Annotated in this window: 11 protein-coding genes; 8 read left to right on the forward strand and 3 right to left on the reverse strand. The window is 70.1% G+C overall.

The window, feature by feature from the left end:
* The first annotated feature begins 56 nt into the window (after positions 1–56).
* Genes AB0I77_RS46400 through AB0I77_RS46410 form a run of 3 tightly spaced genes read left to right on the forward strand, consistent with a single transcriptional unit; the run spans position 57 to position 4588 of the window.
* Positions 57–1289: a hypothetical protein gene (locus tag AB0I77_RS46400; RefSeq protein ID WP_363288972.1), complete on the forward strand. Its 1233-nt coding sequence runs from the start codon at positions 57–59 to the stop codon at positions 1287–1289.
* A 7-nt stretch (positions 1290–1296) separates the two neighbouring features.
* Positions 1297–3321: an FAD/NAD(P)-binding protein gene (locus AB0I77_RS46405; RefSeq protein ID WP_363288973.1), complete on the forward strand. Its 2025-nt coding sequence runs from the start codon at positions 1297–1299 to the stop codon at positions 3319–3321.
* A gap of 25 nt (positions 3322–3346) precedes the next feature.
* Complete coding sequence (locus tag AB0I77_RS46410) at positions 3347–4588, forward strand: hypothetical protein (RefSeq protein WP_363288974.1); 1242 nt, start codon at positions 3347–3349, stop codon at positions 4586–4588.
* 57 nt (positions 4589–4645) lie between these two features.
* On the opposite strand, the gene AB0I77_RS46415 is transcribed toward AB0I77_RS46410, so the two are convergent.
* Entirely contained in the window at positions 4646–6403 is a 1758-nt protein-coding gene (locus AB0I77_RS46415; protein ID WP_363288976.1) for a M28 family peptidase, read from the reverse strand.
* Between AB0I77_RS46415 and AB0I77_RS46420 the strand changes: the two genes are divergently transcribed.
* A complete protein-coding gene (locus tag AB0I77_RS46420; RefSeq protein ID WP_363288977.1) occupies positions 6386–6862 on the forward strand; it encodes a PqqD family protein in 477 nt (158 codons plus the stop codon). The genes AB0I77_RS46415 and AB0I77_RS46420 overlap by 18 nt on opposite strands.
* 24 nt (positions 6863–6886) lie before the next feature.
* On the opposite strand, the gene clpX is transcribed toward AB0I77_RS46420, so the two are convergent.
* Positions 6887–8155 (reverse strand): ATP-dependent Clp protease ATP-binding subunit ClpX, encoded by a 1269-nt coding sequence (clpX, locus tag AB0I77_RS46425; protein WP_363288978.1) that lies wholly within the window; start codon positions 8153–8155, stop codon positions 6887–6889.
* A gap of 38 nt (positions 8156–8193) precedes the next feature.
* Positions 8194–8709 (reverse strand): flavin reductase family protein, encoded by a 516-nt coding sequence (locus AB0I77_RS46430; protein WP_363288979.1) that lies wholly within the window; start codon positions 8707–8709, stop codon positions 8194–8196.
* Positions 8710–9131: 422 nt separating this feature from the next.
* On the opposite strand from AB0I77_RS46430, the gene AB0I77_RS46435 reads away from it, so the two are divergent.
* Genes AB0I77_RS46435 through AB0I77_RS46450 form a run of 4 tightly spaced genes read left to right on the forward strand, consistent with a single transcriptional unit; the run spans position 9132 to position 12542 of the window.
* Positions 9132–9614: a transposase gene (locus AB0I77_RS46435; protein ID WP_363288980.1), complete on the forward strand. Its 483-nt coding sequence runs from the start codon at positions 9132–9134 to the stop codon at positions 9612–9614.
* Between the two features lie 51 nt (positions 9615–9665).
* Positions 9666–10442 carry a nucleotidyltransferase domain-containing protein gene (locus AB0I77_RS46440; RefSeq protein WP_363288981.1) on the forward strand — a complete coding sequence of 259 codons (777 nt, stop codon included), beginning with the start codon at positions 9666–9668 and terminating at the stop codon, positions 10440–10442.
* A 47-nt stretch (positions 10443–10489) separates the two neighbouring features.
* Positions 10490–11440, forward strand: coding sequence for a TIGR03564 family F420-dependent LLM class oxidoreductase (locus AB0I77_RS46445; RefSeq protein WP_363288983.1), 951 nt, complete (start codon positions 10490–10492; stop codon positions 11438–11440).
* Positions 11433–12542 carry an acyl-CoA dehydrogenase family protein gene (locus AB0I77_RS46450; protein WP_363289033.1) on the forward strand — a complete coding sequence of 370 codons (1110 nt, stop codon included), beginning with the start codon at positions 11433–11435 and terminating at the stop codon, positions 12540–12542. The genes AB0I77_RS46445 and AB0I77_RS46450 overlap by 8 nt, the downstream gene beginning before the upstream one ends.
* Positions 12543–12547: the final 5 nt, after the last annotated feature.

Consider the following 12547-nt stretch of genomic DNA (forward strand, 5'->3'; position numbering starts at 1 on the left):
CGCTTCAGGCGGTCCACCCGCTCTTCGCCCGGACCGGGCCACCCGAAGGGATGATCATGCACACGGACTCCGCCTCCCGCGCCCTTCCCACCGTCTCCGTCGTCACCGCTCACGGGCGGCAGCCGCTGTCCGGCGCACGCGACGAGCGCCTGATCGACATCCTGCGCCGGAACCAGGTCCCGTGGTCCGCCGTGGCGGCCTATGTGCTGCCGGAAGCAGGAGACACCCCCCGGCTCTGCCCGTCGCTCGACATGCGGCTCGGGGATTTCGAGGACACCGCCGAGATTCTTCTGTACTTCAATCGAAACGTGAACCCGTTCAACTTCTCCGTCGAGAATTTCAAGACGATCGAAAGCGATCAGCCGGGTTCCGAGGCGACCGAGTACATCTACCAGCGGCTCGACAACGAACAGGGCGTGGCCGAGTCCTTCCTGAAGAAACTCAGCCCCGAGGAGTGCCGCCAGATCATCGCGGACCGGGTCGGCGACACCGTACGCGCTCACGTCCCGAAGGGCGCCCGGCTGGTGGTCGGGGTCAGCGGGGGCGGCGACAGCAACGCGCTGCTGTACGGACTCAGCCAGCTGGCCGACCACGACATCGTCGTCCACCCGGTCATCCTCAAGGGCATCCCCGACTGGGACGCCGGCGTCCCGCGCGCCGAGGCCCTGTGCGAGAAGTACGGGCTCGATCTGACCGTCGTCGAGGCCGACGAGGTGAAGCAGCTCCTCGGGATCCCGGGCGACTCGCTGGACCTGATCGACCGTTTCGAGCAGGAGTTCCAGGGCGACGACTTCGAGTTCCTCGGCACCCTCCTCATCCGGCTCGCGCTGTCGAAGGCCGCCCGGGATCTCGGCACCTCGTACATCTCCACCGGGGTGAACCTGGAGGACATCGTGTGCGAGAACCTCTATCGCGTCACGAGCGGCATGGATCCGGCCGGCTTCCCGGCCCGGAAGATCGGCGAGACCACGCTCGTCTACCCGCTGTGGCTGTGCCCGAAGCGCATCATCGACGGCTGCTTCCCCAAGTTCTCCCTGGAGAACTACGACGCCCGCTACCCGTGCTTCTCCCTCGGGCGGAACCTCTACTACAGCGTGGTGTACGCCATGCAGTCGCAGTTCCCGGGCTACCTGGAACAGGTGGCGCGCGGCCTGTCGCAACTGAGCGCGAAGCACCCCGTGGAGTACACGTTCAACGAGCAGCTGGGCTTCCACGTGGAGCGGTCGGTGCCCTTCCCGCTGCTGCGGAGGTTCCAGAAGATGCTGAGTGGCGCCGTCCCGACGAGCTGAGGGGCCGATGTCGACCAAGCGTCCCGGACACCACATCGCCGTGGTCGGCGGCGGGCCGATGTGCACCTACGCCCTCGCGCACCTGGCCTCGACGCTGCGCGGGCGGTCCCTGACCTCCTCGGTCCGCATCACCGTCTTCGAGCGGGGCGGGGCGCCAGGGGCCGGCGAGGTGCACGACGACCGGCAGGCGACGACCAGCTATCTCAACCGGGTGGCGGGCCAGATCGCCTTCGCCCCGGACGAGTCGAACATGCCTCCCGTGCGGCTGCTGCCCAAGCCGTCGCGGCCGACGTTCCTGGAATGGTGCCGGGAGAAGTACGCCTCCACCGGGCATCCGGACTACGACCTGCGGCCGTACGACGTGCCGCGACGGCATGTGCACGGGCAGGCGCTGCGGGAGATGTTCGAGCGGTATGTGGAGCGACTGCGCTCAGTGCCTCAGGTGACGGTGGAGGTGCGGCGGGCGGAGGTCACCGATGTCGCGCCCTCGCCGGACGGCCGGTTCACCGTCAGCGGCGCCACCGCGGCCGGGTCGGCGCCGGCGCACACGGTGGCCGACCAGGTGCTGTTCGTCACCGGTCATGCGTGGAACCGCCCCGCGCCGGGATCCACCGAGGCGGTGCTGGCCGAGCACGCCCGGCTCCACCCGGGCGCCCGGCATGTGTCGTGTCCGTATCCGCTGCGGGACCGGCTCGACGAGCGGGTGGTCCCGGTGGGCGGGCGCGTGGTGGTGCGCGGCCTCGGACTGACCTCGATCGATGTCGTCCTGCACCTGACCGAAGGCCGCGGCGGAGTGTTCGTACCGGACTCCAGCGTCGTACCGCACGGTCTGCGGTACGTCCCGAGCGGCCGGGAGCCCGCCCTGATGGTCGGGGTGAGTCCGAGTGGTGTACCGGTGCGGACGAGGCCGCTGAACGAGAAGATCGCCGATCCGGCGACCCTGGAACACCGGCCTGTCTTCTTCACCCAGTCGGCGGTCGACGACCTGCGCCGGAGCGTCGGGCAGGCCCCGCACGGCGGGGGCAGGCCGCAACTCGACTTCGACCGGCAGCTGTTTCCGCTCGTCGTTCTGGAGATGGCGTTCGTTCATCGGATGACGCTGCTCGGCCCAGGCAGCGGGCCACAGCTGAGGGAACGCGCTGAACCGCGGTACCGGCGCTTCCTCGCGGGCGACGGCCCGCGCGGGGAGGACGCCGCCGACTGGCTCATCGAGCCCCTGATCGCGGAGCACGCGACGGACGGTCGCGAAGCGGCCTTCGACTGGCGGCGGATCCTGGACCCGCTGCCCGCCGAGGCCGCCGTACCGGGCGCCGACTGGCACGCGCTGGTCGCCGAGCATCTTCGGCAGGATCTGGCGCGGGCTCTGCTCGGCAACCTGCGGGATCCGGTCAAGGCCGCGTGCGACGGCGTCTGGCGGGACCTTCGCTCCGTCTTCGGTGCGGCGATCGACCACGGCGGGCTCACCGCACACTCCCATCGGCGATTCACCAGCCACGGGCTCCGGCACTACAACCGGCTCTCGAACGGCCCCGGCCTGGAGCCGGCGCGCAAGCTCGTCGCGCTGGTCGACAGCGGCCTGCTGGACCTTTCGACCGGCCCCGACCCCGAGGTGACACCGGGTGCGGGGCCGGTGTTCCAGGTACGGGGCCGCCGCACCGGGGTGACGCACACCGTCGACACGGTCGTCGAGGCGCGGGTGCACCCCTTCACGCCGGAACTCGACACGTCACCGCTGTACCGCAACGTCATCCGGCACGGCCTGGCCCGGCCGTGGCGCCTGCCCGGTGACGGCGTGGAGCCGGACCACGTGCCGGGTGCCCTCGACCTCACCCGGGACTTCCACCCGGTGACCCGGGACGGCACGGTCGAGCCGAGACTCACCTTCCTCGGCGGGCCGGTGGAGGGCCTGCGCGTCTTCCAGCTCAGCGCGGCCAGGCCGCACTCGAACAGCTACGTCCTGAACATCGCCGCGCGCTGGGCCGAGGAGGCCGCGTCCCGCGTCCAGGTCGCCGAGCTGAGGCACCTGCCGTGACACCGACGGCCCTAGGGGGCTTCTGATGGATCTCCGCGGCGTCGCGACGCCCGGCACGCCCTCTCGCCGCACCGGGCACAGACCCAAGTACATCCAGTACGAGGGCCTGCACCCGGCACGCCGAGAGCACGCACCGAACGCCGCTCCTTCCCCACGGAGATCCATCAGTAGCCCCCTAGCCCTGCCGGCCACGGCCTTCCGCGGCCGGGTCACCGAACTCGTCGAGCGGGAGGCGCGGACCGGCAGCCGACGCCACGTGGTCGTCCTGGCCGTGGACGGACTGACGTACGAGACAGCCGCGGGTACGTGGACGAAGGCACGGACGGAACGGGTCGAGTCGGTGCTGCCCACCACGTCCTCGGCCGGCTGGCTCAGCAGCCTCACCGGCGCTCCGGTGAGCGCGCACGCCGTGCCCGGGGTGGTCTTCACGCCCCGGCCCGCGCCCGTGCGATCGGCCTCTGACCTGATCAACGTCTTCGACTACCGCGGGCCGGACCTGACGACCGTCCGCGAGAACGTGTTCAGCGACGCCCGGCTCCACGGCTATCTGCCGCTGGCCGTGCTCGGCGACCTGGAGGCGTACGACTGTGCCTGGCGGGACGTGCTGCTGCGGGACGCGGTCCCGGTGACCGGACACCGCTTCTACACGGGCTCTCCGGCCGGCTTCGCCATGGACGGCGGCGACGCGTACCGGGCGCCCTCGCCGGCGGCGGTCGGCAGCGAGGTCCGCACCGCGATCGACGCGGCGCTGGCCCGGCACGGGGACTCGGGTCCGTGTCTCGTGTGGTGCTACATCGAACTGGACCGGCACGTTCACCACCACGGCTACGACGCGCATGTGCGGGAGTGCCTGCGCGGGCTCGAACAGGTCGCCCTCGAACTCACCGCTCGCGACCTCCTCGTCCTCGCCCACTCGGACCACGGCCTGACGCCCACCCGCCACGATCCCGGCCTGGCGGAGCTGCTTGATACGGCGAGCCGCCGCCACGGGTTCGTGATGGGAGGAGCCGGCCGGATCCGCTGGATCTATCCGGCGCCCGGCTCCGAGGACCGGCTCACGGCGGAGCTGAGGCGCCGGCTGCCGGCGTCGGTGCGCCTGGTCGACTCCGACACGCTGCTGCCGCCCGGCTCCCCGGGTCGGGCGCGCATCGGCCCGATCAGCCTGGTGGCGCTCGCGGAGGACTTCGTCACCGACCCGGCGTACACCCACGACCACGGATCGGCTCTCGACGCCGAGCTGTACACGCCTCTGTCGACATGGCGATGACCCGGCCGCGCCGGCCCATGCCGGCCGAGCCGTCCGGGAGCGTGGTGCTGCCCGGCCTCAGACCTCGGCCAGCCAGCCGGATGCGAGCAGCGCGTCGAACAGCCGGTCCGTGGCCTCCCGCGGCAGCGGGCGGCGGAAGCCGAACGACGTCAGCCCGGTGATCGTCTCCCGGTCGCGCCGGCCGTCCGCCCGGATGGCCAGGTTGAACAGCACGGACAGGTGCCGTTTGTCGTCGGCGATCATCCCGTCGAGAACGGCACGAGTCGCGGCGGGCAGTGCGCTCAGCATGGCCCGCACATTCAGCGGGCCGTCCCAGCAAGCCCGTACGGGTCGCCCGAGGTCGCGGTCGGCGGGGCCGAGGCGGTCCTGTGGAGCCGCACCGGTCAGCGCCAGCGCCAGCAGTGTCGCGTTCCACCTTTGAACGTGGTCGTACAACCCGCGACTCCACTCGTCGTCCCGCTCCCGGAGGAGACCTCGCGCGACCTCCTGCTCGCGCCGGCACCAACGCCGCACGACGCCGGCCAGCGCGGCGGGGTCAGGGCCGCCCGACGCGAGGGTGTACGCCAGCACCGTCGCGGCGGCGGTGGAGCGGAGCATCTCCACCGGTGACACCTTGTCCGGCGAGTCGGCCGCGGAGTGGTTGAACCGGTCGGCCGGATGACAGAACTGGACGGCGGGCCGGTCCACCGAGGGGTCGGCATAGAGCGCGTGATCGGAGAAGCCCAGGAAGGGGGACGCGGTCCACCTGCCGGGACGGTCCGCGGTGGCCCTGAACACCCGTTCGACAACATGCTCGGCGAGTGGCCCGAGGAGGGTGGGTGTGGTCTCCGGTGGCCGCTCGACCACGAACGGTGAACGGCACCGCTCCTGGTCCTCCCCCACCATGTCGAGATTGATCAACGCCTCCGGCAGCGGCCGTCCGGGACCCGAAGACGAACCCGAACGGCTGTGCAGCACCGCCGCGTTGCCCAGGTACTCGGGGCCCCAGAAGAAGCGGATCGGGCGTCGGGTGCCGTACCGCGCGTCCGCCCGCCGGAGCCGCGCCAGGGTGCGCGCGACGCCCAGCAGCGCGGCGACGCCGGACGCGTTGTCGTTGGCGCCGGGGCGCGGATGGCACAGGTGCCCTGTCAGCCAGATCTCCGGTCCGCTCTCGTCGCCGGGCAGTACCCCACTGACCACGGGCATCCCGGCCGTCCGGTCGACGGCGATCTCCGCACGGGCGCACCAGCCGCGGTCGGCGGCGGCCGCGGTACGGCGCAACGCCTGTGGGGTGAGACTGAAGGCGAACAGCACGGCATCCGGGGCGAGTTCGATGCGGCCCGGGTGCGCCTGACCGCTCTCCCCCTTCGAGGGGGCGTCCGTCACCAGCCCCAGCGCCCCGGCCGCGGCCAGCTCGGCCACCAGACCGCCGCGTCCGTAGGCGGGCCGTTCCACGACGGCGATGGCCCCGGCGAACTCGGGACCGATCGGCTCGTCGCCGCAAACCCGTACCAGCGGGGCGACCACGCCTCCCGGGGGTGTGGACGCCGAGTAGGTCGCCACCGCGAAAGGCTGCTCGGCGTGATCGGTGCTGAGCAGTTCGGCGCAGTCCGGGCCCGGCCCCGCGTACAGGGTGAGACGGGCCGTCACCGGCGTCCAGGAGACCGGCGCGCGGAAGGTCCACCACTGAGGCCGCCCGTCCGCCACGAAGCGCTCGACCACCACCTCGTCCAGCCCGGCCCTGTCAGCCGCCTCCGCCACGGTGTCGGCCGCCCGTTCGAGGCCGAGCGATGCCTGGTAGCGATCGAACGCGCCGACATGGCCGACATCGGCCATCAGCTCCTCGACGCCGACCTCGCGCAACACGTGTCGTATCAGTGCGTCATCCAAGAAAGCCAAGCCTCCTCAAGGTGGCAGAGTTTCACTACGGTTTCATCCGGTGGCGGATATTCCCGCGCCGACAGCGGTTCGCAGAATATCCGGAATCTGTCGATTGAGGTGGAGATACCCATGGGGGAAACCGGGCTGACGGCCGGTAGCATTCTGCGTCGTCGAATGGATATCCGGGTACGGAACTACCGAGGTCGGCTCTACATCGCCGTGCAGTACCAGACGTTGGAACTGGACAAAGTCGCAGAGGATATTTTCCGGCGGCTCGACGGCACTTCCACGGTGCGGAAGATCGCGGTGGATCTTGCCGAGGATTACGGCGTCTCGGTGGAGCAGGCGATCGACGATGTCACCGCCTTCTTGGCGCAGCTCATCGGTTACGGCGTCGCCGAAGTCGTCGCATGACCGCCTCGCTGCTCCGACAGGCCGCTACCGGAAGGCGAGCAGCGGCTCCCTGCCGTCGAGGATCGTCTGTTCGGTCACCGTCACCCGCACCGTTCCCTCCAGCGAAGGCACCTCGTACATCACGGAGATCAGGGCGTCCTCCAGGATCGCCCGCAGCCCGCGGGCTCCGGTGCCGCGACTCAGCGCCTGGTCGGCCACCGCCTCGAGCGCCGCCTCCTCGAACTCCAGCTCCACACCGTCGAGTTCGAACAACCTGCGGTACTGGCGCACCAGGGCGTTCCTGGGCTCGGTGAGGATACGCAACAGGGCATCGCGGTCCAGCTGCGCGACCGAGGTGATCACCGGCAGCCGGCCGATCAGCTCGGGAACCATCCCGAACTTCACCAGGTCCTCGGGAATCACCCCGTCGAAGAGGTTCTCCGCCACCCGCTCCTGGCGGGACCGGACGCTGCCGCCGAAGCCGATGCCCTTCGTGCCCGTGCGCGCCTCGATGATCTCTTCCAGCCCAGGGAAAGCTCCGCCGACGATGAACAGGATGCTGGTGGTGTCCAGTTGAAGACCGTCCTGAGCCGCGCGGCTGCGGCTGCCCTGGACCGGGCCGGCACCTCGGCTGTGCGGCCGCACGGTCACGACTGATCCTTCGAGCACCTTCAGCAGCGACTGCTGCACGCCCTCTCCGGAGACGTCCCGCGAGACTGCCGGGCCCTCCCCCCTGCGGGCGATCTTGTCGATCTCGTCGATGTAGATGATGCCCGTCTCGGCCTTTCGGGGATCGTTGTCCGCGGCCTGGAGCAGTTTCAGCAACATGGCGTCGACGTCCTCGCCGACATACCCGGCCTCGGTGAGTCCGGTGGCGTCCGCGACGGCGAAAGGCACGTCCAGGATCCGGGCGAGGGTCTGCGTGAGCAAGGTCTTCCCGGAACCCGTCGGCCCAAGGAGCAGAATGTTGGACTTCGCCAGTTCGACGTCGTCGTCGGCGGAGCGACCGGCGGCGTCGTCCGAGCGTATGCGTTTGTAATGGTTGTAGACGGCCACGGAGAGGAATTTCTTGGCGCGTTCCTGGCCGACGACGTAGGTGTCGAGAAACGCGCTGATCTCGCGCGGTCTGGGAAGCTCGCGCGCTCGAGTCGTCAGTTTGCCCTTCTTCGCCTCGGCCACCGCCTCGACGCACAGCTCCACACAGCCGTCACAAATATGGACGCCCGGTCCGGAGACGATGTTCAGGACTTCGTCTCTTCTCTTCTGGCAGAACGAGCAGTTGGGCTGAGATTCATCAGGGCTGAGCACGGTCATGCGGAGAACTCCCTCCGAGGTCGATCGTCGTCCGCCGATCAGTCGCGCAGGCCGTTGAAGCGACCCTGGTGATAAAGGAGCGGGCGGCCGGGGCCGGTGGGGTCACCGAGCACGATCTCGGCCAGCACGATGTGGTGGTCGCCGGCGGGCACGCGCCGCACGACCCGGCACACCAGCCAGGCGAGGACGTCGTCGAGCACCGGGACGCCTTCCGGACCCTCGTGCCAGGCGGTGGGCGCGCCGAAGCGGTCGGCGCCGCTCCTGGCGAAGGTGGCGGCCAGCCTCCGCTGGTGGTCGCCGAGTACGTGGACGCCTATGTGGTCCGTCTCCGCTATCGCCGGCCAGCTGGAGGCGCCGGTGCTGATACCGAAGGAGAGCAGCGGGGGTTCGACGGAGACGGAGGTGAGGGAGTTGGCGGTGAAGCCGACCGGACCCGTGTCACAGCGGGCGGTGATCACCGCGACTCCCGCGGCGTGCCGCCGGAAGGCGGAGCGCAGCAGGTCGGGAGAGGCGAGCTGAGGGGTACGGGCGCCGAGGTCGGGTGTGGCCGTCATGGAGTTGTCCTCCCGCGCGGGGGACGAGCGGGGTCCGTGGCTGCTCAACAGCCCGGACAGCGCGGGCTCGCCGTATGAGCCATATCGACGGGGACCCGCTCGAGGAGAAGGAGTTCCGGTGGCATACGGTCAGGCTGACGATGGGTGGTGTGCCAGTCAAGTAGTCGTCCTGGCAGACGCCGGCGTCTCCGTCGGCAATTCTTGACGCCTTGTGGCGGCTGCACGTAATTTCAATGAATCGTCCCCTCATGCAGACAACGTTCCACGGCGTGATGCCTGGAACCGGAAGACCGGGGGAACTGTTGGCTCCTGAGTTAACGCCTGCTCCATTTTCTTCCGAACTCCCCACCGCCGATGGCTCTGTTCCACTGGTGCAATCCCTGACGGGGCCCGGCGCCGGTCGGTTCGCCTGGCTTTCCCCGATGATCCTTTGGCCGCTTGCCCGTCGTTATCTGCCCAGCCCGGTCGTGCGTCCGCAAGGCGGCGGCACCCAACGCGTCGACGAGGAAGCCGTATTCGCGGCGATTCTCTACGTACTGGTGAGCAGGGAACCCTGGCGGGCGCTGCCCAGGACTTTCTCTGTGTCATGGCAGAACGCCCACCGCCGTTTCGCCCAGTGGAGCGAGGCGGGCCTGTGGGACCGCATCCGGGAGTCGTGCGGCGGCCCGCACACTCCCGGCGCCGTACAGCAGTGGGCCGACGCCGTCGCGGCCCTCGCCGAGGAACGCCTGCGTCGGGGCGGACTTCCCCCGGCCGTCGTTCCCGTTCCACCGCCGCCCGGCAGGGGCAAGCGCCTCAACCCCGTGATCCGGGTGCACGACGGGGGTGACTTCACCGCCCGGCTGTTCGGGTCCGCGCCCGCCCTGCGGCGGATCGAGACCAAGCCGGACATCGGTCGACCGTGAGCCCGTGGGGACGACGACGGCCGGAAAGAAGGCGGAAGAAGAGGAACCCGTATGCGTCTGACCGGGTGTCTGGAAGAGATGGAGCGCCGGAGTCTGCTGCCGACCGATCACGTCGCCGTCTGCTGTGTGGGCTCCGTCGCCCGCGGCTGGGCCAACGAGAGCAGTGACTACGACTTCAACGTCATCACCCGCACGCCCTGGGTACGTGATGCCTCGCGCGTCATCGCCGTACCCCTGCAGCCGTCCGTGGTGCCGGCGGTCGTCCTGCACGTGAGCGGCCGTCGCTGGGAGATCAAGTACTGGGCCGAGACACAGGTCGACCAGATGATCAGCAAGGTCACCTGGGAGCGGTTCGAAGAGGCGTCCGCCCCCGCCAAGGCCCTGGTGGAGACGGAAGAGCTCTTCCTGGAACGCCTGAGCACCTGCCTGGCGCTGGGCGGCTCGGCCCGGCTGGCGCAGTACAAGCGGGCGGTCAGCGAGTCGGCGTTCCGCGCCTTGGTGACCACCCGTTCGCTGGCCGAGGCCGACTCCTCGATCGAGGACGCGGCCGGCCAACTGGCGGCCGGGGACTGGGACAGCGCCGTGCTGTCCGCCCGCAAGGCTCTGGGCCACACGGTGGACGCCCTGCTGGAGAGCGAGGGGAGTTTCGGTTCCCGCATTCAGAAATGGCGCGCGAGACGATTCCGGGAGACCCAGCCCAAGGCACTGTCTTTCGAGGACTACTGGGCCATGGAAACCATGCGGTCCTTCTCCCCCGAGGCGCCGCATATCTGGGTGAACCACGTCATTCAGCGTTGCAAGGATCTCGCTCTCGAAGTCGAGATCTGACGTGACCGTGCTCGCCATCGACGCCACGCGAACGCTAATATCGCCCAATGCGGTTCGGAGTGATTCTGGACAACTCGGCTTCCCTATCCAGTGTTACCGACCAACTACGAGATTTGCGCGCTCACAGCCTTGATGCCGCCTGGTGTTCGCAGACCGTCGGCTATGACACGCTCACCCTGCTTACCGCGCTGGGCGGGCGGGTGCCCGACATCGAGTTGATGGCGGCGGTGGTTCCCACCTATCCACGGCATCCCATCGCCCTCGCCTCTCAGGCGCTCACGGCGCAGGCCTGTGTCGGCCATCGGCTGACCCTCGGGGTCGGCGTCTCCCATCGCAGCATCGTCGAAGGCCGCTACGGGTTGTCCTACGACAGGCCCGTCCGGCACCTGCGCGAGTACGTGACCGCGCTCGCCCCCCTGCTCGAAGGGCGCAGAGTGTCCTTCCGCGGGGAGACGCTGTTCGCCGCGACGGTCGGCCCGGTGGGCACCCCCGCGCCGGCTCCGCGACTGCTCGTCGCCGCGCTCGGAGCACGCATGCTCGACGTGGCCGGTTCGCTTTCCGACGGCGCGATCACATGGCTGGCGGGTCCACGCACCCTCGCGTCGCACATCGCGCCGCGGCTCGTCGCGGCAGCACAGGAGGCTGACCGGCCGGCGCCGAGCCTCGCTGTCGGCCTGCCGCTGTGCGTGACGGACGAGCCGGCCGCTGCCCGCCGCGAGGCGGACCGGCGTTACGCCGCCTACGCGCGCATGCCCGCCTATCGGGCCGTGCTCGATCGTGAGGACGTGGCCGGGCCTTCGGACGTCACCATCGTGGGCACGGAGGACGACGTGGAAGAACAGCTGGCCGCCCTCGCCACGCTGGGAGTGACGGATTTCGGCGCCGAGTTGATCGGGAACGAGGAGGAGCGGCACCGCGGCCTCACGCTGCTGGCCCGGCTGGCCCGGCCGGCCCGAAAGGAACACGGTGACCGTGTCACGGGTGGCGCCCATGGTTGAGGAGGCGTCGTTCGGCGCGCGCGTGGCCGCCGCCGCGGATCCGGCCCGTGACGCGCGCGGTGTGTGGGAAGACCTCGGCGCCGCCGGGCTCATTCGCGAGCTGTTCGCGCGGGAACCGTCGGCACCGGCCGACGACGCTCGCAGGCTGGACTCGCTCATCACCGCCCTCGATTCCGTCCTGCCGACCGGAACGACCATGTCGGTCGGCGTTCAGGTGGGCGCCACGATCCCCCTGCTGCGCTCGATCGCCCCGAACCATCCGCGGGTCGCCCGCATTCTGGCCGACATCCTCGGCGGCCGGACGATGGTGTGCGTGGCGACCACCGAGCCGGACGTCTCCGGGTCGGACCTGCTGGCGACCCGCGGCACGGTCCGCCGAACCGATGACGGCATCGTGCTGGCCGGGACCAAGTCGTGGGTCTCCAACGGCCTGCACGCCGACTACGCCATGGTCCTCCTGCACGATCTGCCCGGCCGCGGCCTGCTCGGCATGAGCTGGGTGCTCGTCCCTCTCGACGCGTCGGGCGTCGTGCGAACGCCGTCGACCACCGAGTGGTTCGCCGGTGGGGGGCTCGCCGACATCCGCCTCGACGGGGTGGCGCTCGCCGAGGACCACCTCATGAGTCCCCGGGGACGGGCGCTGTCCCAAATGGCCCTCGCCTCGTCGAACGAGCGATTGATGATGACGTTCTGGGCCAGGTCGCTGAGCCGACGCGCGCTGCGCGGAGCGCGGGACCACCTGCGCGGCAGGGCGAGCGCCGGCGGAGTTCTGTGGGACAACCCGGTCGTACGGGCCAGGTTCGCCGCGTTGATGGCGCAATGGCGCGGCCTGGACGCGATGTGCGCCGGGGAACGGCGGGCACCGACCGGGCCGCGGGAGCGCATGGCGCTCAAGGCGTCCTCGGCCAGGGCGGTGACCTCGATCGTCGCCGGATGCGTGGACCTGGTGGGCGGTGAGGCGTTCCGTGACGGCGGCATGGGCAGGCTCGCCGCCGAGGTCGGCATGTTCAACCTGCTCGGCGGTGCCACCGGTGCGCTGGAGGCGTTGCTCGCCTCCCATGAGGCTCAGCTGCTCAAAGGTGCCGACAACGATCCGATGTAGGAAGG

This window comes from Streptomyces sp. NPDC050619 (assembly GCF_040654815.1).
In the GTDB taxonomy this organism is placed as follows: Bacteria; Actinomycetota; Actinomycetes; order Streptomycetales; family Streptomycetaceae; genus Streptomyces.

Bases quoted from the DNA above. Each gene is read 5' to 3' on its own strand.
- AB0I77_RS46400 (WP_363288972.1), top strand. From the start codon at position 57: ATGCACACGGACTCCGCCTCCCGCGCCCTTCCCACCGTCTCCGTCGTC.
- AB0I77_RS46405 (WP_363288973.1), top strand. From the start codon at position 1,297: ATGTCGACCAAGCGTCCCGGACACCACATCGCCGTGGTCGGCGGCGGG.
- AB0I77_RS46410 (WP_363288974.1), top strand. From the start codon at position 3,347: ATGGATCTCCGCGGCGTCGCGACGCCCGGCACGCCCTCTCGCCGCACC.
- AB0I77_RS46420 (WP_363288977.1), top strand. From the start codon at position 6,386: ATGGCCGACATCGGCCATCAGCTCCTCGACGCCGACCTCGCGCAACAC.
- AB0I77_RS46415 (WP_363288976.1), bottom strand. From the start codon at position 6,403: ATGGCCGATGTCGGCCATGTCGGCGCGTTCGATCGCTACCAGGCATCG.
- clpX (WP_363288978.1), bottom strand. From the start codon at position 8,155: ATGACCGTGCTCAGCCCTGATGAATCTCAGCCCAACTGCTCGTTCTGC.
- AB0I77_RS46430 (WP_363288979.1), bottom strand. From the start codon at position 8,709: ATGACGGCCACACCCGACCTCGGCGCCCGTACCCCTCAGCTCGCCTCT.
- AB0I77_RS46435 (WP_363288980.1), top strand. From the start codon at position 9,132: ATGATCCTTTGGCCGCTTGCCCGTCGTTATCTGCCCAGCCCGGTCGTG.
- AB0I77_RS46440 (WP_363288981.1), top strand. From the start codon at position 9,666: ATGCGTCTGACCGGGTGTCTGGAAGAGATGGAGCGCCGGAGTCTGCTG.
- AB0I77_RS46445 (WP_363288983.1), top strand. From the start codon at position 10,490: ATGCGGTTCGGAGTGATTCTGGACAACTCGGCTTCCCTATCCAGTGTT.
- AB0I77_RS46450 (WP_363289033.1), top strand. From the start codon at position 11,433: ATGGTTGAGGAGGCGTCGTTCGGCGCGCGCGTGGCCGCCGCCGCGGAT.